The sequence below is a fragment of the Pseudarthrobacter sp. NIBRBAC000502770 genome (assembly GCF_006517815.1).
Lineage (GTDB): Bacteria > Actinomycetota > Actinomycetes > Actinomycetales > Micrococcaceae > Arthrobacter > Arthrobacter niigatensis.
Genome location: NZ_CP041198.1, coordinates 575,929 through 601,082, shown reverse-complemented (window position 1 = coordinate 601,082; position 25,154 = coordinate 575,929). Strand labels below are relative to the sequence as shown.

The following is a 25,154-nucleotide window of genomic DNA, read 5'->3' as shown; positions in this document are numbered from 1 at the left end:
GCCTGGATCAGTCCAGGCTGATCGGCCCGAACTCGTCCAGCAGGTCGCCCGGGCCGGGATTTCCGGGCGCCGAGGACCCGCCCAGGTGCTTCACCACGCCCCACACCGCGTTCAGCCCCGTGGTGACCGCGCCTTCCGCCCAGCCGGCGGTGAAGGAGACGTCGTCGCCGGCCAGGAAGATGCCGCGCTGGGACTCCGGCAGCTTGTCCTGCTTGAAGTGGGTGAACACCCGCTGCTGGTAGCGGTAGTGGCCGGGGAGGTTGGCCTTGAAGGCGCCCATGAAGTTGGGGTCCGCCTCCCAGGACACGGTGATGGGCTGGCCCACGATGTGCCCGGCGATGTCCACGCCGGGATAGATCTGTTCAAGCGAGTGCAGCATCAGTTCCACGCGTTCGTCGGCGTCCAGGGCCAGCCACTTCAGCGCGTCGTCGTTCCAGGTGTAGGAGAGCAGGATGACGGCGGGCTGGTCTGGGCCGTTGTCCAGCAGGTAGGTGGCCCGGTTCAGCCTGTCCGTCAGGGTCATGGACAGGACCTCGTTGCCCGTTTCCGGGTCGACGTCCTTCCAGAACGGCCGGTCCACCATCACGAACGTCTTCGAGGACTGCATGTAGTGCGATTTCTCCATGGCGGTCCAGAGCTCGGCCGGGAACAGGGCCTCCTCCGTGTGGATCCGGGTGGACAGCAGCCACGACTGGCAGGTGGTCACCACGGCCGGGTAGCTGGCCTCGCGGCCCCAGCGCTCCCGGACCCGCAGGTTGCCGTCAGGGTCCCTGCTGATCTTCCCCACGGCGCCGCGCGGCGAGCCCGAGTGCAGCGAGGCCAGGGAGGTGCCCGCAGGCCAGTGCACCAGGTCCGACGGCGCGTGCTGCCAGAGTGCCTCGGGCAGGCGTTGCGCTCCGCCGCGGATCAGCCGGTGCTGGTCGTCCGCGTCGGTGTAGACCACGCGGAGGATTTCCAGGATGGAGTTGGGGAAGTCGGTGTCCCAGCCGCCGGTGCCGAACCCCACCTGGCCGAAGGCCTCTCGGTGGGCGAACCCTGCCTTCTTGAAGGAATCGCTGGCGGCGATGAAACCGTAGAAGGTCTGTTCATCCATGAGCGGGAGCAGTTCGTTCCAGAGTTCCTTGATCCTGGGCATGTCCCGCGCCTTGATGGCGTCCTGCATCTGCACGAACTTGGCGCCGTCATTGACTGCTGCCTTCCAGGCTTCGGCCACTTCGCGGAAGAACGGCGGCAGGTCGCTCGGCTTTTCGGCATAGTGTTTCTTGCCGGCCAGCTCGATTACGGTGCTGGACGTTGCCTCGGCGAGGGGGTTGGGGAAGTCCTGCGTTTCCAGCCCGAGCAGGTCCACGTAGTGGTAGAACGCCTTCCCAGAGACCGGGAACCGCATTCCGCCCAGGTCCGCCACCACGCCCGACGCTGCGGGGAAGGCAGCTGTTCGGAGCCGCCCGCCGATCTGGTCCGCCTCGTAGACCACCGGCCGGAGCCCGAGTTTCATGAGTTCATAGGCGGTCACCAGGCCGGAGAGACCGGCGCCGATGACGGCCACCTCCGCGCCGTACAGCTCCGGCGGGACGGTGCCCAGGCCGTCCGGGTGGGCCAGGTAGTGGTCGTAGCTGAACGGGAAATCGGGGTTCAGCATGGTGATGGGCGCTGCCTGCCCGCCTGCGCCGCGTCCGGCCGCGTCCGCCGGCGGCGTGGAGGTGCTGGAGGGGTCGAAGGCAGGCAGTTCGGTGGCGATGGTCATGGTTGTTCTGCTTTCACAGGTTCCTGGCTCGGGGCCTTGGCGGTCAGTTCACGGTAGTCGAGCTCACTCAGCGCCGCTACCTTGGAGTTCCGGCGTCCATAGCCGAAGTAGATGGCGATGCCCACCAGCATCCAGGCCCCGAAGACGACCCAGGTATCGGCTCCCAGGTTCGCCATCAGGTAGGCACACATGAGCGTGCCCAGCACGGGAGTGATGGGGTACAGCGGCACCCGGAAGCTCCGCTTCAGGTCCGGGCGGTTGCGGCGCAGGTGGATGACGGCGATGTTCACCAGTGCGAACGCGAACAAGGTTCCGATGCTGGTGGCGTCGGCCAGGGCTCCAAGCGGCACCAGGCCTGCGGTGAGCGCGACGGCGGTACCCACAATGAGCGTTCCGGCGGCCGGGGTGCCGGTCCGGGAGGAGACGCGGCCGAAGACCTTGGGGACCAGCCCGTCCCGCGACATGGACAGCAGGATCCGGGTTTGCCCGTAAAGGACCGTGAGCACGATGCTGGCGATCGCGAGGACAGCGCCGACGGAGAAGACCAGGGCGATCCACGGCTGGTGGGTGGTCTCCTCCAGGATCTGGACCAGGGCGGCCTCGGTGCCGTCGAACCAGCCCCAGGGGCGGGCACCGATGGCAGCAACCGCCACCAGGACGTAGATGCCGGTGACGATCACCATGGACAGCAGGATGGCGCGGGGAAGGTCGCGCTTGGGGTCCCGGGCTTCCTCGCCGGCAGTGGAGGCGGCATCGAAGCCGATGTAGGAGAAGAACACCCTGGAGGCCGCGGCGGAGACACCGGCCGCGCCCATGGGCAGGAGCGGCTGGAAGTTGCCGGCATTGAAGGCGGTGAAGGCAACGGCGCAGAAGAACAGCAGGATGCCCACTTTGACGATGACAATGGCCGTGTTGATCCGGGCGCTCTCACGGGCTCCGCGGACCAGCAGGACCATGGCCAGCACCACGATGGCCACCGCCGGAACGTTGACCAGTCCCCCATCGCCGGGCGGCTGGGCTACTGCGTCGGGCAGCACCTGCCCGAACGCCGCCAGCGTCTCGTTGACATACTGGCCGGCGCCCACCGCCACCGCGGCCACAGACACCGCGTATTCCAGGACGAGGCACCAACCGCAGATCCACGCCATGCCTTCGCCCAGGGTGGCGTACGAGTAGGAATAGCTGGAGCCCGCCACCGGGACCAGGCCCGCCATCTCGGCATAGGAGACGGCGGAGAGCAGGGCGGCAAGGCCGGCAATGACAAAGGAGATCCAGATGGCGGGCCCGGCAAGGGGCACCGATTCGCCGAGGATCACCAGGATGCCGGTCCCCAGGGTGGCCCCCACGCTGATCATGGTCAGGTGCAGGACGCCAAAGCTGCGGAGCAGCCTTGGGGCGCCTTCGCCGCCTTCGGCTTCGCTGACCATTTGTCCTATCGGTTTACGCCGCAGCAGCTGGGCCTGGAGGCCGGGCCGTACCGGGCTTGGCGCAGTGGGCTTTTCGGTGGTCACAGGCACAGTCACCGTTGACGTCCCTTCAGAGTAGTTGTCGGTTTCCCCTCACCAACACTCGCATGTGAGCCAACTCTCAACCTGGTGCAAAATGACTTATAGTGATCCACCGTGAGACTTTATGCACAAGCGCGGCGGATCCCGCAATCCGGCACCTGCGGCCGCCGGAGGCCGCGGCTGCCGGGATCCGGCCCGCGCCGGAGGCACCCATGACGGTTGAGCCAGGGGAGTCCGGACCGCTGAGTTTTGTCACGCTGCAGCAGTTCCTTGACCAGCTGCCGCCGTTATTGAAACTCCTTCACGACGGCGGCAGTGGCGGCCGTCTCCTGCGCTGGGTGGAGCCCAGCGAGCTGGAGGACCCCACTCCCTACCTTCCGGAGGGTGAGTTCCTGCTCACCGCCGGACTCCCCTTCCTTGGCGGGGGCGGCACGCCGGCACGGGTGGATGCGTATGTCCGGCGGCTGGTCCAGGCCAAGGTGGCGGCGCTGGGATTCGGGATCCGGCCCTATTTCGATGCCGTTCCCGACGTGGTGGTGGAGGCCTGCCGCCGGCACAACCTCACGTTGTTCGAGGTGCCGGAATCCCTTCCTTTTGCCGCGATCGGCCTCCAGTTCTCACAACTCCTGGAAACCGACAATGCCCGGGTTTTCCGGCAACTCGCGGAGACCAACCGGCAACTCATGCGTGCCGTCCTCTCCCCCCGGCCTGAGCATGAACTCCTGGCCGCGCTGGTCCAGCGCGTCCCCGTGTGGGCGGTCCTGGTAGGCGCGGACGGCCGGGTCCGGGCCCGGGGCACCAGTGACGGCGGCAGCACCGCCGTCGACCTCTCCCTCCTGGAACCCATGCTCGATCGGTTGCTGTCCGGCCGGGGGCCGAGGGTGGAGATGGACGGCTTTGACCAGCCGGGATCTGCATTGGTGGTGGGCCATCCCCTGCGCAGTACCAAGGACGCCAACCTCGGCGCCCTGATTCTCGGCTCCGACGCTCCGTTGACGCCTGCGCAGAACAATGTGGTCCAGTCCGCCGTCGGACTGCTCGAGCTGCTGGTGCGGCAGCGCACCAGCGGGTCGCTGGCGCCGAGCCAGCTGGCCACCGCCGTCCTCCTGCACCCCGAAAGCCTCGCTGCGGGCAGCACCCGGCACCTCAACGGCCTCAAGGACCTGCTGGCACAGAGCCTTTCCTCCACCCGGTCCGCGCCCATGCGCGTCGTGCAGGGCATCAATGTCGAGGCGCCCCAGTGGCCTGCGGGTGACGGCCCGGTCCGGGAGCTGCTGCAGTGGCGCCGGATGCTTGACACAAAGCTCGTGGAGGTCACCGACTACGGGTTCGCCGCCGTGACCCGGCTCAGGGTGGACGATGCCCTGCTCGCAGATGTGGAGAGGCTGGGGTGGCGCCTGGTGATCGGCGAACCGACCGAGCTCACCGGATTGTCTGCCGCGTACCAGCGCGCCACCTCCCTGCGCAGCCAGGTCCAGCGCAGCGGCCGGAGCGTCCGGGCCGATGAGGTGTCCTGGTCCGTGACCGGGCTGCTGGGCCGTGAGGCCGGCACGTTGCTGGCCGAACGCCTCCTCCAGCCGGTCCTGGCACTGGAACCTGACCGGCGCCACCCACTGCTGGCCGTCCTCCGGGGCTGGCTCAGCGAGAACGGCAGCTGGGATGCCTCCGCCAAACTGCTGGGACTGCACCGGAACAGTGTGCGCCGGCAGATCGGCGTCCTGGGCGAACTGCTGCAGATGGACCTTAACCAGGCACAGGTGCGCGCAGAACTGTGGATCGCGCTGCAATACGCAGACGGCGTGGCCGGGGCGGACTGACCGCAGCCTAGGGCCGGCCATTCCCGGGCAGGCCCCGTTCCTGCGGCCGGTCCGCCTCCCACTCCCGGTATACCCCGGGCCGGCGTTCCCGCAGGTACGGCACCACCTCCCGCGCGGCGCGGACCGCCTCCGCCCCCACCTCGGCAAACAACAGCGCCTGGCCGTCCGCCGCCTCGGCAAGAAGCGCACCGTCAGGTCCCGCCACCACGCTTCCACCGCCGAAGATGTAGGCGTCCTCGCTTCCGCAGTGGTTTGCATAGGCCACGTGGAGCTGGCTTTCCAGCGCCCGGGCGCGGATGAGCACCTGCGGTACCGCCTCGAAGCCCGCAGACAACGCGGTGGGCACCAGGACCAGTTCGGCGCCCCGGGCAGCAGCCTCCAGCGCGGCCTCGGGGAACTCGATGTCATAGCAAATCAGCAGAGAGGTGCGGATGCCGTGGAAATCCACCACGGCCGGAGGTTGCGAGGCCGGGACGAATGCCCTGCGTTCCTCATCGCCGAAGAGGTGCACCTTGGCGTAGGTGAGGATTTCCCTGCCTCCGGCATCCACCAGGGTGGCTGAAATGTGCCATCCAGTGCCACCGGCGGACTCCGTTTCACCACCTGCCGGTGCCGGCAGGCTGTACACGAGCGCGACCCCGGTACTGCGGGCGATCCCGGCCAGCCGTTCGCGGACCGCGGGGATCGCCGCCGGATCAAGGTCGCGGCGCAGCCGCAGCGGAGCGTAGCCCACGGGAAAGAGCTCCGGCGTGAGCAGCAGGTGGGCGCCGGCCTGCGCGGCCTGGCGGGCAGCCTGGTCCACGGTCCGGAGATTGGCCTCGATGTCCAGGACCACGGCGTTGGCCTGCAGGACGGACAGCAGCATCGTTACCACCTTCGTTGTGCCTGTCCACGCGGAGGTGGAGGGGCAGGGGTTGTTTCCGTCTTCCAGCCTAGCCAGCCGCAAGCAGTGGCTGGCGGGTCGTTTGGACCCGCCGCGCTGGACGCCGGGACGGAATGCACGGCGGCGCTCCCCACTTCTTCCACCGCTCCCCGACCCACCCTTGCGTTAACTTCTTGACTACAAGCGGAGCGGTAGGGCAATCTTCTTAGCATGTCCGCAACTACGCGCTCAACGAGGAGCAAACCTAAGAACCCCGGATCGCAGTCCGCCCTGCGGCAGCAGAACCAGCAGCGGATCATCGAGACCCTGATGGGCGGCCCGTCCACCCAGGCGGAGCTGGCCCGGCAGACCGGGCTGTCCACGGCAACTGTTTCCAATATCGTCAGGATCATGCTGGATTCGGGGCTGGCATCCACCGAACCGATTACCAGTTCCGGGCGGCGGGCGTTGAACGTGCGGCTGAACAGCAACGGCGCCGTGGCTGTGGGGATCGATTTCGGCCGACGGCACCTGCGCGTGGTCCTGGCCTCCCTTAGCTACCACGTGATAGCCGAAGAATCGGTCATGCTCCCGCTGGGCCACCAGGCGGACGACGGCATCCAGGCAGCGGTGTCCCTGCTGGAGAAACTGCTGCGCGAAAGCGGCGTGGAGCGCACGTCCGTGGTGGGGGCCGGCGTCGGCATTCCGGGCCCCATAGACCGCCGGACGGGAACGGTGGCGCAGGGCGCAATCCTCCCCGAGTGGGTGGGCATCAACATCCTGCAGCATCTTGAGGAAACCTTGAGAATCCCCGTCTTTGTTGACAATGACGCCAATCTGGGCGCGTGGTCCGAAGTGACCTGGGGGCAGCACTCGGGGGTCAGCAACCTTATGTTCCTGAAGATCGGATCGGGCATCGGCGCCGGCCTGATCCTCAATGGCGCCCCCTACTACGGCAACGTGGGAATCACCGGCGAGATAGGCCACGCCACCATCCACGAACAGGGGCTGGTATGCCGCTGCGGCAACCGCGGCTGCCTGGAAACCATCGCCTCCACCACCACCATGATCGAGCTCCTCAGCCGCGGTGAGGACCGGCCCATGACACCGGCGGACATTGTCCGCAAGGCACTGAACAGGGACTCGGCAACGCTGCGCGTCGTGGATGATGCGGGGCTCGCAGTGGGGCGCGCCCTGGGCAATGTGGCCAACCTGATCAACCCTGAGGTCATCGTGGTGGGAGGCCCGCTGGCAGGCCTGGGAGACATCCTGCTGGACCCCATCCGGCGGGGCCTGGTCCGTCATGCGGTACCGGTCATCGGTGAGACCACCACCCTCGCCATGTCCTCGCTCGGCGACCGTGCGGAGGCCCTTGGCGCCGCCGCCCTGGTGTTCCAGCATGCCGGTATCCGGAAGCCCTAGACCATTTCGTTATCCAGCAATTGCGTTAAAGACTTGACGACAACAGCTGTGATCCAGTTTACTTTTGGTTCAGACGGCCCTGCGCTTTGCCGGCCGGACAAAGAAGTCATTGCATTGGAGGGTTAGGGCTCATGACGTCCCAGACCACGCACGCGGACCCGGTCATCCTTGAGATGCGGTCCATCACCAAGGAATTCCCCGGCGTTAAAGCCTTGTCGAATGTGAGCCTCCGGGTGAAGGCAGGCGAGATCCACGCCATCTGCGGCGAAAACGGGGCCGGCAAGTCCACCCTCATGAAGGTCCTGTCCGGCGTGTACCCGTATGGCAGCTACGACGGCGATATCGTCTACCAGGGGCAGGTCCAGCAGTTCCGGGACATCCGGGCCAGCGAGCACGCCGGCATCGTGATCATCCACCAGGAACTGGCGCTGATCCCCGAACTGTCCATCATGGAGAACATCTTCCTGGGCAACGAGCCCACCAAGCGCGGCATCATCGACTGGGCCGAGGCCCGCCTCCGGTCCCTGGACCTCCTGGCCCGTGTCGGCCTGCGCGACGATCCCGACACCCCCATCAAGGAAATCGGCGTCGGCAAGCAGCAGCTGGTGGAAATCGCCAAGGCGCTGAACAAGTCCGTGAAGATCCTCATCCTGGACGAGCCCACCGCGGCGCTGAACGAATCGGACTCGCAGCACCTGCTGGACCTGATGCTGGGCCTGAAGGCCAAGGGCATCACCTCGATCATCATTTCGCACAAGCTCAACGAGATTGAGCAGGTGGCCGATTCGATCACCATCATCCGCGACGGCAAGTCAATCGAGACGCTGGACGTCAAGAAGGACGGCGTGGACGAGGACCGCATCATCAAGGGCATGGTGGGCCGGACGCTGGAATCCCGGTTCCCGGACCACACCCCCAAGATCGGCGAGGTGTTCTTCGAGGTCAAGGACTGGACCGTTGGCCACCCGGCCATCCAGGACCGCCTGGTCTGCAAGGGCTCGAACTTCTTCGTCCGCCGTGGCGAAATCGTCGGGTTCGCCGGGCTCATGGGTGCCGGACGCACGGAACTGGCCCGCTCGGTCTTCGGCCGGTCCTACGGCCGCTTCATCGACGGCCACATCTACAAGGACGGCAAGGAAGTGGTCCTCAAGAGCGTCAGGCATGCCATTGACGCCGGCCTGGGCTACGTCACCGAGGACCGCAAATCACTGGGCCTGAACCTCCTTGACGACATCAAGACCACCACCGTGGCGGCAAACCTTCGTAAGATCAGCCACAACTTCGTGGTGGACGCCAACCAGGAATTCACGGTTGCGGAGCAGTACCGCAAGTCGCTGCGCACCAAGACGCCCTCCGTCGAGGAAGGCGTCGCCAAGCTCTCCGGCGGCAACCAGCAGAAGGTGGTCCTGGCCAAGTGGATGTTCACGGACCCGGACCTGCTGATCCTGGATGAGCCCACCCGCGGCATCGATGTCGGCGCCAAGTATGAGATCTACGGGATCATCCAGCAGCTGGCCAACCAGGGCAAGGGCGTCATCGTCATCTCCTCGGAGCTACCCGAGCTCCTGGGCCTGTCCGACCGCATCTACACCATCTTCGAAGGCGCCATCACCGGTGTCCTGAACAAAGACGAGGCCAGCCAGGAAAGCCTGATGAAACTGATGACCTCCGCTACCCGAAAAGCCGCCTGACCTTCTGGCAAACCCCAGAACCTTCCGGACACAAGGACTGACACCATGAACGCCCTCAAAAAGCTGTTTGGCGGCAACACCCGCCAATTCGGCATGATCTTCGCCTTGGTTGCGCTGATCATTTTCTTCCAAATCTTCACCGACGGCCGCACCCTCACTCCGGGCAACGTCATCAACCTCTTCAACGGCAACTCCTACATCCTGATCCTGGCCATCGGCATGGTCCTGGTGATCATCGCCGGCCACATCGACCTCTCCGTCGGTTCGGTCGCGGCGTTTGTCGGGGTCAGCGTCGCCCTGGCCATCCGCGACTGGGGAATCCCCTGGTATGCGGGCGTACTCCTGGGCCTGCTGCTCGGAGCCCTGATCGGAGCCTGGCAAGGCCTGTGGACCGCGTACGTCGGCATCCCAGCCTTCATCGTCACCTTGGCCGGCATGCTCCTGTTCCGCGGTTTCAACCAGTTCGTGGGCAAGTCCAACACCATTCCCGTCCCGGAAGACTTCCAGTACCTCGGCTCCGGGTACCTTCCTGAGGTAGGACCGGACACCGGGTTCAACAACCTGACACTCCTGATGGGCATCGCCGTTGCTGTTTTCGTCGTCGTGGGCGAACTCCGCGCCAGGGCACGCGCCAAGGCGCTCGGCGCAGGCGTCCCCGAGATGTGGGTGACCGTGGTGAAACTGGTGCTGATCTGCGCCGCCATCCTTTACGCCACGTACCTGTTCGCCACGGGCCGGCCCGGGACCTCGTTCCCCATCCCCGGCCTGATCCTGGCCGTGCTGGTCCTGATCTACGGCTTCATCTCCTCGCGCACGGTCGTTGGCCGCCACGTCTACGCTGTCGGTGGCAACCGCCACGCAGCAGAGCTTTCCGGTGTCCAGTCCAAGAAGGTCAACTTCCTGGTCATGATGAACATGTCCATCCTGGCCGGCCTGGCCGGCATGATCTTCGTGGGCCGCTCCACAGCGTCCGGCCCCTTTGACGGCGTGGGTTGGGAGCTGGACGCCATCGCTGCAGTCTTCATCGGCGGCGCGGCAGTGACCGGCGGCGTGGGTACCGTGGTCGGCTCCATCATTGGTGGCCTGGTCATGGCAGTGCTCAACAACGGCCTGCAGCTCCTGGGTGTCGGCGCCGACCTCACCCAGATCATCAAGGGGCTGGTGCTCCTGATCGCTGTCGCTTTCGACGTCTACAACAAGTCGCAGGGCAAGCGGTCCATTATCGGCATGTTGACCCGGAACATGAACCGGAACACCGCCGGCCCCAGCGGCCCCATCCAGCCTGACGAAACCACCTCCACCAAGGAAGCGATCGCCAGGGAAGCCTGAAGTTTGCAGCCTGAATACTGTTCCATCACACAAAGAAAGAGAACCAACAATGCGAATGTTTGGTAAAGCAGGGAAGGCCGCAGCGGTTGCTGCCATCGCAGCACTGGCGCTGACGGGCTGTGGACGCTCGGAACCCTCCGGTGGTTCCAGCAGCGGTGCCGCGGGATTCGACCAGAACTCCTCCATCGGCGTCGCGCTTCCGCAGAAGACCAGTGAGAACTGGGTCCTGGCCGAGAAGCTGTTCAACGACGGCCTGAACGGCGCAGGGTTCAAGGCTGACGTCCAGTTCGCCAACGGCGGCGTTTCGGAGCAGCAGAACCAGATCAGCGCCATGGTTACCAAGGGCGCCAAGGTCATCATCGTAGGCGCCATCGACGGTTCCCAGCTGGGTACCCAGCTCAAGCAGGCCAAAGACGCAGGCGCCACCATCATCGCCTACGACCGCCTCCTGCTGAACACCGCCAACGTGGACTACTACGTGGCCTACGACAACTTCAAGGTCGGCGTTCTCCAGGGCCAGGCCCTGCTGGACGGACTCAAGGCCAAGAAGCCGGCTGGTCCGTACAACATCGAACTGTTCGCCGGTTCCCCCGACGACGCCAACGCCAAGGTGTTCTTCAACGGTGCCATGAGCGTCCTGAAGCCCAAGATCGACGACGGCACCCTGAAGGTCGTCTCCGGGCAGAACAGCTTCGAGCAGGCCGTGACCCAGGGCTGGAAGGCTGAAAACGCCCAGCGCCGCATGGACACCCTGCTCAGCGGCAGCTACACCACCGCCAACGTGGACGGCGTCCTCTCCCCGAACGACACCCTGGCCCGCGCGATCCTGACCTCGGTCAAGGCTGCCGGCAAGCCGATCCCGGTTGTCACCGGCCAGGACTCCGAGGTTGAGTCGGTCAAGTCGATCATGGCAGGCGAGCAGTACTCCACCATCAACAAGGACACCCGCAAGCTGGTTGAGCACGCCATCACCATGGTCAAGGACCTGCAGGCCGGCAAGAAGCCCGAGGTCAACGACGACAAGTCCTACAACAACGGCAACAAGGTGGTTCCCGCCTACCTGCTGGAGCCGGTCATCGTGACCTCCGCCAACGTCAAGACCGCCTACACGGACGATCCCGTACTCGGCCCGATCACCAAGTAATACCGACAGGCAAAGCCGGCTCCCGCCGGCGAACGGAAAGCCCGGTCCTTCAAAAGGACCGGGCTTTCCTGCGTCCTGCCCCAGCAGCAACACCCTTCACAGGCCAGGCACAGGTGTGGCCGGATTCCCGCACAGGATGCCCGGCGAGGGTTGATGCGAAGCCGGCCCCACGCGCCGGCACCTGAGTCCTAGGAGTAACGTGAGCGTCCTTGCCCGAAGCGTAGGCAATGCCTTCAGAAACAAGGTCCGCACCGCAGCAGTCGTAGCGGTGCTGGCCGTCGCCATTGGCCTGGCCCTGGCCATGCTGGTGGCGAACCAGGCGGTCGGAGCGAAGGTGCAGGAGCTCAACGCCTCCGTCGGCACCGTCCTGACCGTCAACCCCGCCGGCGGGCAAGGCTTCGAAGGCGGCGGTGAACCCCTCACAGCCGACCAGGCAGCCACCGCCGCCGGCGTGCCGAACGTCAGCGCCGTCGTCGGGACCTCCTCCCTCAGGCTGAGGAACGCGGACGCAGCCGCGGCACAGGCGGCCGCAGGCGGGACCGGCCAGGCCGGGCCGGGTGGCCAGACCGGACAGGGCGGCCCCGGTGGCCAGGCTGCGGCCACCCTGACCACCAGCCTCACCGCTGCGGTGGATGCCGGCACCCTGGGCAACCGCAACCAGCAGGCCAATGGAACCACCGGGTCCACCGGCACCACCCAGCAGCCCGTCCGCTCCCTGCCGATCACCGCCACGGGCATCGGCGCCGAGGTGGACACCACCGGCAAAGCCCTGAACATCACCCAGGGCACCGGACTGGGCGACTACTCGGCAGCCTCCACCGGGGCTCTGCTGGGAACCACCCTGGCGGAGAAGAACGGCCTCTCCGTCGGCTCCAGCTTCACCATCAATGACCAGGCCTACACGGTGACCGGACTGTTCGACGCCGGAACGGCCTTTGGCAACAACGCTGTTTACGTCACACTCCCCACGGCCCAAACACTCGCGGGGACGCCCGGTGAGCTGTCCAGCATGATCGTCACGGTCAATTCAATGGATAACGTCGCCACCGCCAAGGCTGCCCTGCAGGCCGCGCTCGGCACCGGCAAGGCGGACGTTACCCAGGGACAGAACCTGCAGACCGCAGTCAGCTCCCTTGACAGCGTCAAGAACATCTCCTTCATCGCCTTTGTCGCCGCGCTGGGCACCGCCGGGCTGATCTTCCTGCTCATCATGGTGATGCTGGTCCGCGAGCGCCACCGCGAAATCGGTGTCCTGAAGGCCATTGGCGCACCCAACCGCACCATCGGCCTGCAGTTCGTCCTCGAAGCGCTGGTCCTCGCGGCCCTGGGCAGCGCAGTGGGGGCAGCGATCGCATCCTTCGCCAGCGGCGGCATCGCCTCGGCCCTGATCAGCAGTAACTCCACGGCCACCGCCGGCCGCAACTTCCCGGCCGCCGCGGGTGGGGGAAGCGTCCGCGGCACCCAGGGCGGACCCTTCGGCGGCGCCTCCCAGCTGCTGAACTCGGTCACCGCGAGCGCGTCCCCGGAGGTGATCGCCGGCGGAATCGCTGCCGTATTCGGCGTCGCCATCATCGGCGCCCTGATCCCCGCGCTGCTTACCGCGCGCATCCGTCCCATCGAAGTCCTGCGAGGAGAATAGCCATGATTGAAGTCAAGAACCTGGTCCGCACCTTCAACTCCGGTGACCGCACCATCAAGCCGGTCAACGATGTCAGCTTCGTCCTGGAACAGGGCACCCTCGCCTCGATCGTGGGCAAGAGCGGAAGCGGCAAAAGCACCCTGCTGTCCCTCCTTGGTGCGCTGGACAAGCCCACCAGCGGGGACGTCGTCGTCAACGGCGTTAGCCTGGCCAATCTGCCGGACAGCAAGCTGACGGAATACCGGCGCCGGGACATCGGGTTCGTATTCCAGCAGTTCAACCTGATCCCCAACCTGTCCGCCGTAGACAATGTCATGCTGCCCATGGAATTCGCCGGAAAACGGAAGTCCGACAGGCTGGAGCGGGCCAAGGGACTGCTGGAACAGGTGCAGCTTGATCCGTCCAAGCACGACCGGCGGATCAACAGGCTCTCCGGCGGCGAGCAGCAGCGCGTGGCCATTGCCCGCGCCTTGGCCAACGAGCCGAAGCTGATCCTGGCGGACGAGCCCACCGGCAACCTGGATGAGCAGACGGGTGACCACATCATCGAACTCCTCAGCTCGCTGAGCCGCGATCACAACACCACCATCCTGGTGGTCACCCACGACAGGGTCCTGGCAAACAAGACCGACCGCCGGTTCCGGCTGCAGCAGGGCAAGCTGACGGAAGAGCCGGTCCGGGGACGGACCGCCGTCGCCGCCAGCGCCTGACCCACGGAAGAGGGCCAAGGGCAGGGGCTTGCGCTCCAGCCCTTGGCCCCCTTTTCTTTGAACTACCACCCGCCGCAGGTTCTCCACTCCTGCGGTGCCGCTGTGACAGGATGGCTGCTATGAGCGCTCCCATCGCCACACCATGGCTTTCCACGCAGCCTGACCGGGATCCCCGGACCGCCACCGGGACTCCCCTGCGCTGGGGAATCATCGCAACGGGCAGCATCGCCCGCGCCGTCTCCCAGGATCTGGCACTGCTTGAAGATGCCGAGCTCTATGCGGTCAGTTCAAGGGCGCAGGACACCGCGGATGCTTTTGCTGTGGCGTACGACTTCGCAAAGGCCTACGGGGACGACGGCGGGGTGCCCGGCTACCAGCGGCTGCTCGCCGATGACGCGGTGGACGTTGTCTACGTCGCCACGCCGCATGCGCAGCACCACGGGATGGTCCTGGCCGCACTGAACGCGGGCAAGCACGTCCTGTGCGAGAAGACCTTCACGATCAACGCCCGGGAAGCGGCCGAGCTCATCGAGGTTGCGCGCAGCCGGAAGCTTTTCCTGATGGAGGCGGTCTGGAGCCGGTTCCTGCCGTCGATGCAGCGCGCTTTCGAGATTGCGGCGTCCGGCGAGCTGGGCGATATCCACTGGGTCACCGCAGATCTGGGATTCCCGGCACCCTACTCCCCCACGGCCAGGTTGTGGGCGCGGAAGGACGGCGGGGGTGCACTGCTGGATCTGTCCGTCTACCCGCTGCTCTGGGCGCTGGGCACGCTTGGCTTCCCGCAGACCGTCAGCGCCACGGGCTTCGTCAACGACGACGGCGTCGATGCACAGAACGCCCTGAGCCTTGGCTACGGCCACGCCGCCCAGGTCCAGCTCACCTCCTCCCTGCTGGCCCACGGACCCCGCACTGCCACGGTGGCCGGCAGCCTCGGCTTCCTGCAGAGCGTGGGTTCCATCAACAATCCCAGCGAACTGGTCATCGCCAAGGGGTGGGAGGACCGCCGCACGGAAAGCTTCGACGTCGTGGGAAAGGGCTACGCCTACGAGCTCCGCGAGGTGATGAGGTGCGTCCAGCAGGGGCTGACCGAAAGCCCGGTCATGCCCCTCGAAGACACCTTGAACACCATGCGCCTCTTCGACGGTGTCCGCGCACAACTCGGAGTGACCTACCCCAACGACAGCCACTAGCAGGATCAACTCCATACGACGGCGGCGGGCAGCTTTTGCGCGATAATCCAGTCCCGTGACTGCCCGCTTCTTCCAGTGACAGTTCCTGCGTCCGCTGCCGGCATTTGTAAATTCCCCTGAATGAATGCTGGACTTCGGGAGATAAGCAGTCTTAGCATTTAGGCAGCATCGATTGCGCCGGTCACTGGGGGGTGGTACGCATGGCTCGTAGTAGTTCGCCATGGCGTGCACTGGGACCGGTACTTCTTGCCGGAGCGGCAGCCGCCACATGGTTGACCCTTTCCTCAACACCTGCAACCGCCGACACAGGTCCTGATTCCTCCTCCCTGCCCGGCGCCCCCACCAGTTCGGTGTCCTCCCTGGGCCAAGATCTTGCGGCCACGGTTTCACCGGTTCCTGCCGGCTCAGCGGACGGCCCGGCCGCGTCCCCCGGGCTGCTGCAGCCTGTCATAACGCCTGTTTCCGGCCTGACGGACAACCTGATTGCCGCCGTTCCCGTGGTAGACCAGGTGGTTCCGGCCGGAACTGTTTCCAGGGTCTCCACTCCCCTTGTTGAGGTGGCCGACACCGTGGCAGCGGGTGTGGCCCGGGAACTTACAGCCCCTGCAGCCGAGGCTCTTCCGGTCCTTGAGCCGGTGCTCCAACCGGTTTCAGATCTTCTGAACGGCGCTGTTTCGTTGCCCGCCCCGCCCTTGGATGACGTTAAGGTGGACGTTCCTGGCGTACTGGCCCCTGCTCCCGCGGGGGACCTGCCCTCAGCCGTGGAAGAAGCTCCGGATGCCACGGATACGGCCACAGAATCCGGCCAGGCGGTTGAGGCGCCATCCACGGCCTCGGACGCAGGCATCCTGGCCAACACGGCATTCCCGCACGCAGTGGTCTTCGAGACCCTCGGCTCCATAGCGGAGCAGCCGCTGGCCGTCGACCCGTTGCCCGTTCCTGCCCAGGCTCCCGCAGCCCCGGCGCCCGGCACAGGCAGCAGCGGTTCATCAGGCGGCACGTCAGCAGCCGCCGCATGGCTCAACCCCATCTACTTCGACTTTGAAGGGGCTGGCGCTGTCCGCGCCGAACGGTCCCCCGGGCACATCCCCTCGCCGGTGTCATTCGACCCCGGCTCTTCTCCTGACTAGTTGATGCCCCCTGCCCTCCCACGGGCAGCACGCGGCTCTACGGGCGGCTGTCCAGCCCCCGGACACTCAACTATTCCAGGAGTAAACACCATGAACTGCACACTTCGCAGGGGGCTGCTGAGCACCCTCTTTGCCGGCGGCCTCCTGGCCTTCGGCTGCGCCACCGCCAATGCGGCGGACGCCACCAGCGGGACGGACCTCTCCGCCTCCGCCCTCATCTCGGCGGCGGCACCCGCCGACTCGACGTCGTTGGGCCTGCTGGGTGACCCAACGCCGGCCGGATCAACAGGTGTCGCCGCCGCAGTGGATGTCAACCTGGGGCTGGGGACTGTGGCCGCCACTGATCCCGCAACCAACGGCACCACCGACCTGACCGCCGCAGCCGACGTCAACCTGGGGCTGGGGGCTGTGGCTGCCACAGATCCCGCAACCAACGGCACCACCAACCTGACCGCCGCAGCCGACGTCAACCTGGGGCTGGGGGCTGTGGCTGCCACAGATCCCGCAACCAACGGCACCACCAACCTGGCCACCGCAGCCGACGTCAATCTCGGACTCGGCAACGTCACAACCACCGACCCCGCAACCAACGGCACCACCGACCTGACCGCCGCAGCCGACGTCAATCTCGGACTCGGCAACGTCACAACCACCGACCCCGCAACCAACGGCACCACCGACCTGACCGCCGCAGCCGACGTCAATCTCGGACTCGGCAACGTCACAACCACCGACCCCGCAACCAACGGCACCACCGACCTGAGCGCCGCAGCCGACGTCAATCTCGGACTCGGCAACGTCACAACCACCGACCCCGCCACCGGCACCGGAACCACGGCGGACCTCGCCGCCGACGCCAACGTGGACCTTGGTGCAGGTGTAGGCGCCGGAACCGCAGGCAACGGCGGCCCCGATGCTGTCGCCGATCTCAGCATTGACCTGGGGATCGGGCTCAGCGGTGACAACACCACGGGCACTCCGGGGACCTCGGATCCGGGGACCACCGCCCCGGGTGACGGCACCACCGGTGACACTGGCACCCCTGGCCCCGGCGCGGACAACAGCACCGGCAACGGCACCCCGAGCGATGACCCCACCGACGGATCCGGGACCACAGGCGTCGACGGCTTCACGGCAGCACCGGCCGGTTCCAGCGCAGTCAGCGGGGCAATCGCCCCTGTGACGGCGCCACGGGCTGCCACCACCAATGGCAACCCGGCACCCGGTACCGCCAACGGGGCCCACGCGGCCCTCGCCAACACGGGCTGGGACGGATCGCTGGTTCCCCTGGCCCTTCTGCTCCTGGCCGCCGGGATCCTGGTGCTCCGCAGGCGCAAGGTCTCGTAGCGGCCAACCACAGAAAGATACGTGCCCGCACCTGTGCGCCTGAAGCGGCGTCACGCAGCGGGCTGGCGGAAGGAGGTCAGCAAGCCCGAAACGCATTACCTGCATAAAACATGTCATCAGCACACATGTCCTTGTAGCCGATGGTCCGGCGGCGAATGTGTTCGAAAATCGCCGCCGGGCCGTCGGCGTGCCCGACGGCGAAAGCCTAGGTCAATCGCCGGTTCCGCCCCACCGCCCGTATAATTTGAGGTACGACAGTGCCGCAGCGCACCGGGAGGAACGGTCATGGTGGCGGAATCGCCTAGCTCCATCAAGAATGAAGTGGTCGGCGGTCGCTACCGTTTGGGTGAGGTCGTAGGCCGTGGCGGAATGTCGTCGGTGTACTGTGCGCGGGACGAAAACCTGGGCCGCGATGTGGCTTTGAAGCTCTTCGCCCCGCAGGCCCCGGACGCGGACGAGCTCAAGCGGCAGGAAGCCGAAATCCAGCTCCTGGCAACGCTCAACCACCCGGGCTTGGTGACACTTTTCGATGCGGGCATCGATGACCGTATTCCGGATGAGCCCCGGCCGTTCCTGACCATGGAACTGGTGGAGGGCCAGGACCTTCGCAGCCGCATCCGCCACAGCACGGTTCCGTTGGAGGAACTGGCCGTCATCGGCGCCGGCATCGCCGATGCCCTGGCCTACGTGCACGGGCTGGGCATCATCCACCGCGACATCAAACCGGGCAACATCCTCCTGGTCCAGATCCGGCCCGGTGAGCCGATTCGGCCCAAGCTCACGGATTTCGGCATCGCGAGGATTGTGGATTCCACCCGGCTTACGGCTACGGGAACCATGGTGGGCACCGCCGCCTACCTCAGCCCGGAGCAGGCCCTGGGCAAACCCTTGTCGTCGGCCACGGACATTTATTCTTTGGGACTGGTGCTGCTCGAATGCATAAAAGGCACCGTGGAATATCCCGGCAGTGCCGTGGAGTCGGCGGTTGCCCGGCTCCACCGGGCCCCGGAAATTCCCGACGACGTCCCCTCCGAATGGGCCGGCCTGATCCGTTCCATGACGGCCATCGACCCGCTGGAACGGCCAGCCGCCGCTGACATTGAATCGGCGCTGCGCCAGGCGCTGGTCTCCCCCGCGTCGACGCCGGGAGAACTGGCGCCGGAAACGACCCGTGTACTGCCGGCCATGCCCTTCCACCCTCCCTCCATTACCGCAGAAGAATCGGTGGAAGACGTGCGCGAGGCCGCGGCGGCACCCAGGACTACAGACCCTGCCCCCGGAACAGAGGCTGGCACGTCCGCTGCAAAGCCGCGCCTCACCCGGAGCCGGCGTATCTGGCTGGCCGTGGTGGTGGGTGTCCTGGTGGTTGCCGCAGCCGCCGCTGCGGTGCTGATGAGCATCTCCGCCCGCCCGGCCGACGTCGTCCCTTATCCCACCGTGACCGGCGTCCTGGGTGACCATCTGCAGGAACTCCAGAAGAGCGTGGCGCCGTGATCCTGAGGCAGGCCCCGGCGGCCCGGCTGCTGCTGGCCTGCGCCGCGGCTGCGCTGGCGGCGGCCCTGCTCAGTGCCTGCGCCGCGCCCGGGGCCGGGCTGCAGCGCGAGGCCGCAACCCAGCTCCAGGCACGGGTACTTGAAGTAACCCAGGCTTCCTCCCAAAACGATCCCGCAGCCGCGCTGAAGGCGCTCGAGGGCCTGGAGGCTGACCTTTCCGCGGCCCAGGCCAAGGGCCAGGTTTCCGAGGAGAGGCGCCGCAGCATCACCACCGTGGCGACGGCTGTACGGGCAGACCTCAACGAAGCCATCAGCGCGCAGGCAGCGGCCGCAAAGGCTGCCGAAGACGCCCGGATCGCCGCCAGCCAGGCAGCACAGGCTTCTTCACCCGCGCCTGGCCCCGCCTCGCAGCCAGCCCCCGCGCAGGCACCGGCGCAAGGTAGCTCGTCGGGCAACGGCACGGATGCCGGCAAGAACAACAGCGACAAGGGCAAGGGCAAGAACTAGGTCCGCCTCCAGCAGGCAGCAAAGCAAAAAGAAGCGGTGCTCCGGTGAAAAACCGGAGCACCGCTTCTTTGTGCCGGAACGGCAGGTGCTAGGCCAGGCTGGCGATGACCTTGTTCAGCGTGGCGGAAGGACGCATCACGGACGAAGCCTTGGCATCATCCGGGCGGTAGTAGCCTCCGATGTCCACGGGTGAGCCCTGGACCTCGGCCAGCTCGCCCACGATGGTTTCCTCCTTGGAGGAAAGCTCGTTGGCGACCGTGCTGAACGCGGCGGCCAGGTCGGCGTCGTCCGTCTGCTTGGCCAGTTCCTCTGCCCAGTAGCGGGCCAGGAAGTAGTGGCTGCCACGGTTGTCCAGTTCGCCGGCGCGGCGGCTCGGGGACTTGTTCTCCAGCAGGAACGTGCCGGTGGCGCGGTCCAGGGTGTCGGCGAGGACCTGGGCGCGTGCGTTGCCGGTGGTGGTGGCCAGGTGCTCGAAGCTCACGGCCAGGGCCAGGAACTCACCCAGGCTGTCCCAGCGCAGGTGGTTTTCCTTCAGCAGCTGCTGGACGTGCTTGGGGGCGGATCCGCCGGCGCCGGTCTCGAAGAGTCCGCCTCCATTCATCAGCGGAACAACCGAGAGCATCTTGGCGCTGGTGCCCAGTTCCAGGATGGGGAACAGGTCCGTGAGGTAGTCGCGGAGCACGTTGCCCGTGACGGAGATGGTGTCCTCGCCCTTGCGGATGCGCTCGAGGGTGAAGGCGGTGGCCTTGACCGGCGACATGATCTGCAGGTCCAGGCCCTCGGTGTCGTGGTCCTTCAGGTACTCGTTGACCTTGGCGATGAGGTTGGCGTCGTGTGCACGCTCCTCGTCCAGCCAGAACACGGCGGGGGTCTGCGAGGCGCGGGCGCGGGTGACGGCCAGCTTGACCCAGTCGCGGATGGGTGCGTCCTTGGTCTGGCAGGCACGCCAGATGTCACCGACGGAAACTTCGTGTTCCAGCAGGACGTTGCCGTTGCCGTCAACGATCTGCACCTTGCCGGCTTCCTGGATTTCGAACGTCTTGTCGTGGCTGCCGTATTCCTCAGCGGCCTGCGCCATGAGGCCCACGTTCGGGACGGTGCCCATGGTGGTGGGGTCGTAGGCGCCGTTGGCGCGGCAGTCGTCGATGACCACCTGGTAGATGCCGGCGTAGGAGCTGTCCGGCAGGACGGCGAGGGTGTCGGCTTCCTTGCCGTCCGGGCCCCACATGTGGCCGGAGGTGCGGATCATGGCCGGCATGGAGGCGTCCACAATGATGTCGGAGGGCACGTTCAGGCTGGTGATGCCCTTGTCGGAGTCCACCATGGCCAGCGCGGGCCCGTCTTCCAGGCCCTTCTTGATCAGGCTCTGCACGCCCTCGCGGACATCCGCCGGCAGGTCCTCGAGGCTGCTCAGGATGGCTGCGAGACCGTTGTTGGGGCTGATGCCGGCGGCGGAAAGCTGCTTGCCGTAGGTCTCAAACAGCTCGGAGAAGTATGCCTTCACCACGTGGCCGAAGATGATGGGGTCCGAGACCTTCATCATGGTGGCCTTCAGGTGGGCGGAGAACAGCACGCCCTCTTCCTTGGCGCGGGCAACCTGGGCCTTGAGGAACTCGTCCAGTGCGGCGGCGCGCATCACGGTTCCGTCGATTACTTCACCGGCCAGGACGGGGAACGCCTTCTTCAGGACCTTGACCGAGCCGTCCTCGCGGACCAACTGGATGGCGATGGTGCCGTCAGCCTCGATGACCACGGACTTCTCGTTGGAGCGGAAGTCGTCCTGGCCCATGGTGGCCACGTTGGTCTTGGAGTCCGCGGTCCAGGCGCCCATGGAGTGCGGGTTCTGGCGGGCGTAGTTCTTGACGGACAGCGGAGCGCGGCGGTCCGAGTTGCCTTCGCGCAGGACCGGGTTCACGGCGGAGCCCTTGATCTTGTCGTAGCGCGAGCGGATGGCGGTCTCCTCGTCCGAGGAGGGGTTGTCCGGGTAATCCGGCAACGCGTAGCCCTGGCCCTGCAGCTCTGCAATGGCGGCCTTCAGCTGCGGGATGGACGCGCTGATGTTGGGCAGTTTGATGATGTTGGCTTCCGGCGTCTTCGCCAGCTCACCGAGTTCAGCAAGGGCGTCACCGATCTGCTGCTCGGGGGTCAGGTAGTCACCGAAGACGGCGATGATGCGGCCGGCGAGCGAAATGTCGCGGGTCTCCACCTCCACACCTGCTGTCGAAGCGAACGCCTCGATGATGGGCAGGAACGAATAGGTAGCCAGCATCGGCGCTTCGTCGGTGTGGGTGTAGATAATCTTGGACATGCGCGGGCGTCTCCCTGTGGGTCGGCTTGGTTGTGAAAAATCGGTCTATTTCACCATGTACAACTTACCTGAGGACCCGGCTTTGAACCGTACCCGGGTCCCAGCGTTACCCCGGCGGTGAGCAGGATTACAGCGATGGAGAACGGCCGACGACGGCACTGGGCCCGGGTGCCGGGGCCAACGTTCTGCATACGGTGCGGGTGGGGCGGGGAAAAGGGTGACCGGCAGCTATTGATACCTCACTACTGTGTACAAACTTGCCCGGTGACGATAAGTTCGCTACGTCACTCCCGCCCCAGGGCCCACCCCCCTTCCAGACAGGACAACAATGACACGCACCAGGTCTCTGGCTTCCGGCCTCCTGACTCTTTCGGCGGCCGCCATGCTCACACTCACTGCTGCCGGTGGCGCCTCCGCCGCCCCGGCGCCGTCGGACGGTAACGAAGCGCCGTCGGTGGCCAGCGTCACGCTCGACGCCGGGGCTGCAGCCGATTACTGGACTCCCGAGCGGATGCAGGGCGCTGTTCCTGGTGACACGCTGGCCGGCAAGGCCCTGGAACGCGGCAACCGTTCAAACCCTGCCCTGGTGGAAAAAAGCAAGCCGTCCTCCACCAAGGCCACCAAGGGCAAACCCACGCTTGCCCAGAGCGCGAACCCCGTCTCCCACATCGGCAAGGTCTTCTTCACGCTCGGCGGAACGAACTATGTGTGCTCCGGCAACGCCGTCACCTCGACCAACCGCAGCACTGTGGCAACGGCCGGCCACTGCGTGAATGAAGGCCCGGGCGCGTACGCCACCAACTTCGTCTTCGTCCCCGCGTATGACAACGGGGCAGCCCCTTACGGCAAATGGACCGCCAAAGCCCTGTATGCCCCCACCCAGTGGGCTTCCAACGGCGACATGACGTATGACACCGGCTTCGCCGTGATGAACCCTGATGCCAAGGGGCGGAAGCTGACCGACGTCGTCGGCGGCTCCGGCACTGCCTTCAACCAGGCACGGGGCCTGACCTACACGTCGTACGGCTACCCGGCAGCGGCGCCCTTCAACGGGGAGACCCTCAAGAGCTGCACCGGGACGGCGTCAAATGATTCCAACAACCCCCAGTTCAACACCCAGGGCATTCCCTGCGACATGACCGGCGGTTCCTCCGGTGGTCCGTGGTTCATCGGCAACGGTCCCGATGGCCTGCAGAACTCCATCAACAGCTACGGCTACAACGGCTCCGCAGTGATGTACGGCCCATACTGGGGCTCCGTTATCGAGACGACGTACACCAATGCCGCGAAATCCTAAAGAACCCGCACCGGACCAGGACCCCGTCAGCCACGTGGACTTGAACCAGTCGCCCGAGGAAGTCCTCGAGTACTGGACAGACGAGCGAATGGCGGCGGCGAAGCCCCGGGAGATTCAGCTTCCGGAGCCCGAACCTCCTGCCGGCCAGGACTAAAGCCGAAACACAACGACGGCGCCCGTCCCCTATGCAGGGACGGGCGCCGTCGTCTGTTGAAACCCGGCGGTGGGGATTAGTGGAAGAAGTGGCGGGCTCCCGTGAAGTACATGGTGATGCCCGCAGCGTTCGCTGCTGCAATGACTTCCTCATCCCGGACAGAACCGCCCGGCTGCACCACGGCACGGACACCGGCGTCGATCAGGATCTGCAGGCCGTCGGCGAACGGGAAGAACGCGTCCGAGGCCGCCACGGCACCGCGGGCACGCTCAGGTGCGCCGCTTGCGTCCGTGTTGGAGGCACCGCCGGCACCGTCGACGTCGGACTCCACCGTGACGCCCAGCGTGTTGGCCCGCTCCACCGCGAGGCGGCAGGAATCGAGCCTGTTGACCTGGCCCATGCCGATGCCCACGGCCGCGCCGTTGTCGGCAATGAGGATGGCGTTCGACTTCGCGGCCCGGCACGCAGTCCAGGCGAAGGCGAGGTCCGCGAGGGTCTTCTCATCCGCGGCCTCACCGGCGGCGAGGGTCCAGTTGGCGGGGTTGTCGCCATCGGCGTCCACCTTGTCGCTGACCTGGACCAGCATGCCGCCGGAGACCTGGCGGAACTCCGTGGGGTACCGGCCGTATCCCTCGGGCAGGGCCAGCAGACGGATGTTCTTCTTCTTGGAGAGGATTTCCACCGCCTCAGCCTCGAAGCCGGGTGCGATGACCACCTCGGTGAAGATGTCCTTGACGGTGTTGGCCATACCGGCGGTCACCGTGCGGTTCGCTGCGATGACGCCGCCGAATGCAGAGACGGGATCGCAGGCGTGGGCCTTGGCGTGGGCGTCGGCGATGGGGTCCGAGGCGTCCTTGGAGCCGACGGCGACGCCGCACGGGTTGGCGTGCTTGATGACGGCGACGGCGGGCTCGCTGAAGTCGTAGGCGGCGCGCAGGGCGGCGTCGGCGTCAACGAAGTTGTTGTAGCTCATGGCCTTGCCGTGCAGCTGGTCCGCCTGGGCGATGCCCACCGGGGCGGCCTTGTCCACATACAGGGCAGCCTGCTGGTGCGGGTTCTCGCCGTAGCGGAGGACCTCGGAGCGCTCCAGGGACAGGCCGGCGTAGGCAGGCCAGTCGATGACGCCGTCGCCGTCCTCGTCCAGGAACTGGCTGGCGGTCCAGGTGGCCACTGCATTGTCGTAGGCGGCGGTGTGGGCGAAGGCCTTGGCGGCGAGGCGGCGGCGGGTTTTCAGGTCGAAGCCGCCTTCCGCTGCGGCCTCCACCACCTGGCCGTAGAAGGACGGGTCCACCACAATGGCGACGGCGGCGTGGTTCTTCGCAGCCGACCGGACCATGGCGGGGCCGCCGATATCGATCTGCTCCACGACGTCGTCCTGCGCGGCACCGGACTTGACGGTTTCCACGAACGGGTAGAGGTTCACCACCACCAGGTCGAAGGCTTCGATGTCCATGCTGGCGAGGGTTTCCATGTGCGCCGGGACGCGGCGGTCCGCCAGGATGCCACCGTGGACGCGCGGGTGCAGGGTCTTGACGCGGCCGTCCAGCATCTCGGGCGAACCGGTGACTTCCTCAACCTCCTGCACGGGAATACCCGCGGCGGCAATCTTCTTGGCCGTGGAGCCTGTGGAGACGAGCTTCACGCCCGCTGCGTGCAGGCCCGAGGCGAGCTCCTCCAGACCGGTTTTGTCGTAAACCGAGATCAGAGCCCGGCGGATGGGTACACGGTCAATGGATACGCGCTCATGCTGCGTGAAGCTCACAAATGTCTCCGTCTTATCTCGCGGAACAGGGCCGCGGTTGGTGGGGATACGGCCAGTTTATCGCGAAGGCAACGGTTACCCCCTGTGGGCTCCGGAGTGT

The 25,154-nt window shown here is 66.2% G+C and carries 18 protein-coding genes; 13 read left to right on the top strand and 5 right to left on the bottom strand.

The features are described from left to right. Positions 1-7: 7 nt before the first annotated feature. Both NIBR502770_RS03135 and NIBR502770_RS03130 read right to left on the bottom strand, forming a co-directional pair. Complete coding sequence (locus NIBR502770_RS03135; protein ID WP_210418906.1) at positions 8-1,744, bottom strand: NAD(P)/FAD-dependent oxidoreductase; 1,737 nt, start codon at positions 1,742-1,744, stop codon at positions 8-10. After that, positions 1,741-3,171 carry an amino acid permease gene (locus NIBR502770_RS03130; RefSeq protein WP_371416511.1) on the bottom strand — a complete coding sequence of 477 codons (1,431 nt, stop codon included), beginning with the start codon at positions 3,169-3,171 and terminating at the stop codon, positions 1,741-1,743. Before NIBR502770_RS03130 ends, NIBR502770_RS03135 begins: the two co-directional genes overlap by 4 nt. 293 nt (positions 3,172-3,464) lie before the next feature. Here NIBR502770_RS03130 and NIBR502770_RS03125 point away from each other — a divergent pair, with 293 nt between their 5' ends. Continuing rightward, positions 3,465-5,069, top strand: a complete 1,605-nt coding sequence (locus NIBR502770_RS03125; RefSeq protein ID WP_141161229.1) for a PucR family transcriptional regulator — start codon at positions 3,465-3,467, stop codon at positions 5,067-5,069. Between the two features lie 7 nt (positions 5,070-5,076). Here NIBR502770_RS03125 and NIBR502770_RS03120 read toward each other — a convergent pair whose 3' ends face one another. After that, on the bottom strand, positions 5,077-5,934 hold the full coding sequence (locus NIBR502770_RS03120; protein ID WP_141161230.1) for a nitrilase-related carbon-nitrogen hydrolase: 858 nt from the start codon (positions 5,932-5,934) through the stop codon (positions 5,077-5,079). Positions 5,935-6,162: 228 nt separating this feature from the next. On the opposite strand from NIBR502770_RS03120, the gene NIBR502770_RS03115 reads away from it, so the two are divergent. From NIBR502770_RS03115 to NIBR502770_RS03065, 11 genes are all read left to right on the top strand, one after another. After that, a complete protein-coding gene (locus tag NIBR502770_RS03115) occupies positions 6,163-7,353 on the top strand; it encodes an ROK family transcriptional regulator (RefSeq protein ID WP_141161231.1) in 1,191 nt (396 codons plus the stop codon). A gap of 131 nt (positions 7,354-7,484) precedes the next feature. Further along, positions 7,485-9,044 carry a multiple monosaccharide ABC transporter ATP-binding protein gene (mmsA, locus tag NIBR502770_RS03110; protein ID WP_141161232.1) on the top strand — a complete coding sequence of 520 codons (1,560 nt, stop codon included), beginning with the start codon at positions 7,485-7,487 and terminating at the stop codon, positions 9,042-9,044. A 45-nt stretch (positions 9,045-9,089) separates the two neighbouring features. Next, entirely contained in the window at positions 9,090-10,373 is a 1,284-nt protein-coding gene (gene mmsB, locus NIBR502770_RS03105) for a multiple monosaccharide ABC transporter permease (protein ID WP_018761952.1), read from the top strand. A gap of 49 nt (positions 10,374-10,422) precedes the next feature. Then, entirely contained in the window at positions 10,423-11,517 is a 1,095-nt protein-coding gene (locus NIBR502770_RS03100) for a sugar-binding protein (protein WP_141161233.1), read from the top strand. A gap of 199 nt (positions 11,518-11,716) precedes the next feature. Beyond that, positions 11,717-13,156: an ABC transporter permease gene (locus NIBR502770_RS03095; RefSeq protein WP_141181008.1), complete on the top strand. Its 1,440-nt coding sequence runs from the start codon at positions 11,717-11,719 to the stop codon at positions 13,154-13,156. 2 nt (positions 13,157-13,158) lie between these two features. Next, complete coding sequence (locus NIBR502770_RS03090; protein ID WP_141181007.1) at positions 13,159-13,866, top strand: ABC transporter ATP-binding protein; 708 nt, start codon at positions 13,159-13,161, stop codon at positions 13,864-13,866. Between the two features lie 119 nt (positions 13,867-13,985). Then, entirely contained in the window at positions 13,986-15,056 is a 1,071-nt protein-coding gene (locus NIBR502770_RS03085) for a Gfo/Idh/MocA family protein (protein WP_141181006.1), read from the top strand. Positions 15,057-15,256: 200 nt separating this feature from the next. After that, a complete protein-coding gene (locus NIBR502770_RS03080; RefSeq protein ID WP_141181005.1) occupies positions 15,257-16,186 on the top strand; it encodes a hypothetical protein in 930 nt (309 codons plus the stop codon). Positions 16,187-16,276: 90 nt separating this feature from the next. Further along, on the top strand, positions 16,277-17,533 hold the full coding sequence (locus NIBR502770_RS03075; protein WP_141181004.1) for a hypothetical protein: 1,257 nt from the start codon (positions 16,277-16,279) through the stop codon (positions 17,531-17,533). A 285-nt stretch (positions 17,534-17,818) separates the two neighbouring features. Further along, positions 17,819-19,027, top strand: a complete 1,209-nt coding sequence (locus NIBR502770_RS03070; RefSeq protein ID WP_141181003.1) for a serine/threonine-protein kinase — start codon at positions 17,819-17,821, stop codon at positions 19,025-19,027. Then, positions 19,024-19,533 carry a hypothetical protein gene (locus tag NIBR502770_RS03065; RefSeq protein ID WP_141181002.1) on the top strand — a complete coding sequence of 170 codons (510 nt, stop codon included), beginning with the start codon at positions 19,024-19,026 and terminating at the stop codon, positions 19,531-19,533. Before NIBR502770_RS03070 ends, NIBR502770_RS03065 begins: the two co-directional genes overlap by 4 nt. Positions 19,534-19,621: 88 nt before the next feature. Here the strand turns inward: NIBR502770_RS03065 and NIBR502770_RS03060 are convergent, their stop codons facing one another. After that, a complete protein-coding gene (locus NIBR502770_RS03060; RefSeq protein WP_141181001.1) occupies positions 19,622-21,841 on the bottom strand; it encodes an NADP-dependent isocitrate dehydrogenase in 2,220 nt (739 codons plus the stop codon). A gap of 328 nt (positions 21,842-22,169) precedes the next feature. On the opposite strand from NIBR502770_RS03060, the gene NIBR502770_RS03055 reads away from it, so the two are divergent. Beyond that, the gene (locus tag NIBR502770_RS03055; protein WP_141181000.1) at positions 22,170-23,138 is read left to right on the top strand and encodes a serine protease; all 969 of its coding nucleotides are present in this window, start codon (positions 22,170-22,172) and stop codon (positions 23,136-23,138) included. A 230-nt stretch (positions 23,139-23,368) separates the two neighbouring features. Here the strand turns inward: NIBR502770_RS03055 and purH are convergent, their stop codons facing one another. Then, entirely contained in the window at positions 23,369-25,054 is a 1,686-nt protein-coding gene (gene purH, locus NIBR502770_RS03050; protein WP_141180999.1) for a bifunctional phosphoribosylaminoimidazolecarboxamide formyltransferase/IMP cyclohydrolase, read from the bottom strand. Positions 25,055-25,154: the final 100 nt, after the last annotated feature.

What these genes read in the sequence shown, in the direction of transcription:
- mmsA (WP_141161232.1), top strand. Translation starts at nt 7,485, where the DNA reads ATGACGTCCCAGACCACGCACGCGGACCCGGTCATCCTTGAGATGCGG.
- NIBR502770_RS03055 (WP_141181000.1), top strand. Translation starts at nt 22,170, where the DNA reads ATGACACGCACCAGGTCTCTGGCTTCCGGCCTCCTGACTCTTTCGGCG.
- NIBR502770_RS03085 (WP_141181006.1), top strand. Translation starts at nt 13,986, where the DNA reads ATGAGCGCTCCCATCGCCACACCATGGCTTTCCACGCAGCCTGACCGG.
- NIBR502770_RS03125 (WP_141161229.1), top strand. Translation starts at nt 3,465, where the DNA reads ATGACGGTTGAGCCAGGGGAGTCCGGACCGCTGAGTTTTGTCACGCTG.
- NIBR502770_RS03060 (WP_141181001.1), bottom strand. Translation starts at nt 21,841, where the DNA reads ATGTCCAAGATTATCTACACCCACACCGACGAAGCGCCGATGCTGGCT.
- NIBR502770_RS03075 (WP_141181004.1), top strand. Translation starts at nt 16,277, where the DNA reads ATGAACTGCACACTTCGCAGGGGGCTGCTGAGCACCCTCTTTGCCGGC.
- NIBR502770_RS03115 (WP_141161231.1), top strand. Translation starts at nt 6,163, where the DNA reads ATGTCCGCAACTACGCGCTCAACGAGGAGCAAACCTAAGAACCCCGGA.
- NIBR502770_RS03080 (WP_141181005.1), top strand. Translation starts at nt 15,257, where the DNA reads ATGGCTCGTAGTAGTTCGCCATGGCGTGCACTGGGACCGGTACTTCTT.
- NIBR502770_RS03090 (WP_141181007.1), top strand. Translation starts at nt 13,159, where the DNA reads ATGATTGAAGTCAAGAACCTGGTCCGCACCTTCAACTCCGGTGACCGC.
- NIBR502770_RS03100 (WP_141161233.1), top strand. Translation starts at nt 10,423, where the DNA reads ATGCGAATGTTTGGTAAAGCAGGGAAGGCCGCAGCGGTTGCTGCCATC.
- NIBR502770_RS03130 (WP_371416511.1), bottom strand. Translation starts at nt 3,171, where the DNA reads ATGGTCAGCGAAGCCGAAGGCGGCGAAGGCGCCCCAAGGCTGCTCCGC.
- NIBR502770_RS03070 (WP_141181003.1), top strand. Translation starts at nt 17,819, where the DNA reads ATGGTGGCGGAATCGCCTAGCTCCATCAAGAATGAAGTGGTCGGCGGT.
- NIBR502770_RS03135 (WP_210418906.1), bottom strand. Translation starts at nt 1,744, where the DNA reads ATGACCATCGCCACCGAACTGCCTGCCTTCGACCCCTCCAGCACCTCC.
- mmsB (WP_018761952.1), top strand. Translation starts at nt 9,090, where the DNA reads ATGAACGCCCTCAAAAAGCTGTTTGGCGGCAACACCCGCCAATTCGGC.
- NIBR502770_RS03120 (WP_141161230.1), bottom strand. Translation starts at nt 5,934, where the DNA reads ATGCTGCTGTCCGTCCTGCAGGCCAACGCCGTGGTCCTGGACATCGAG.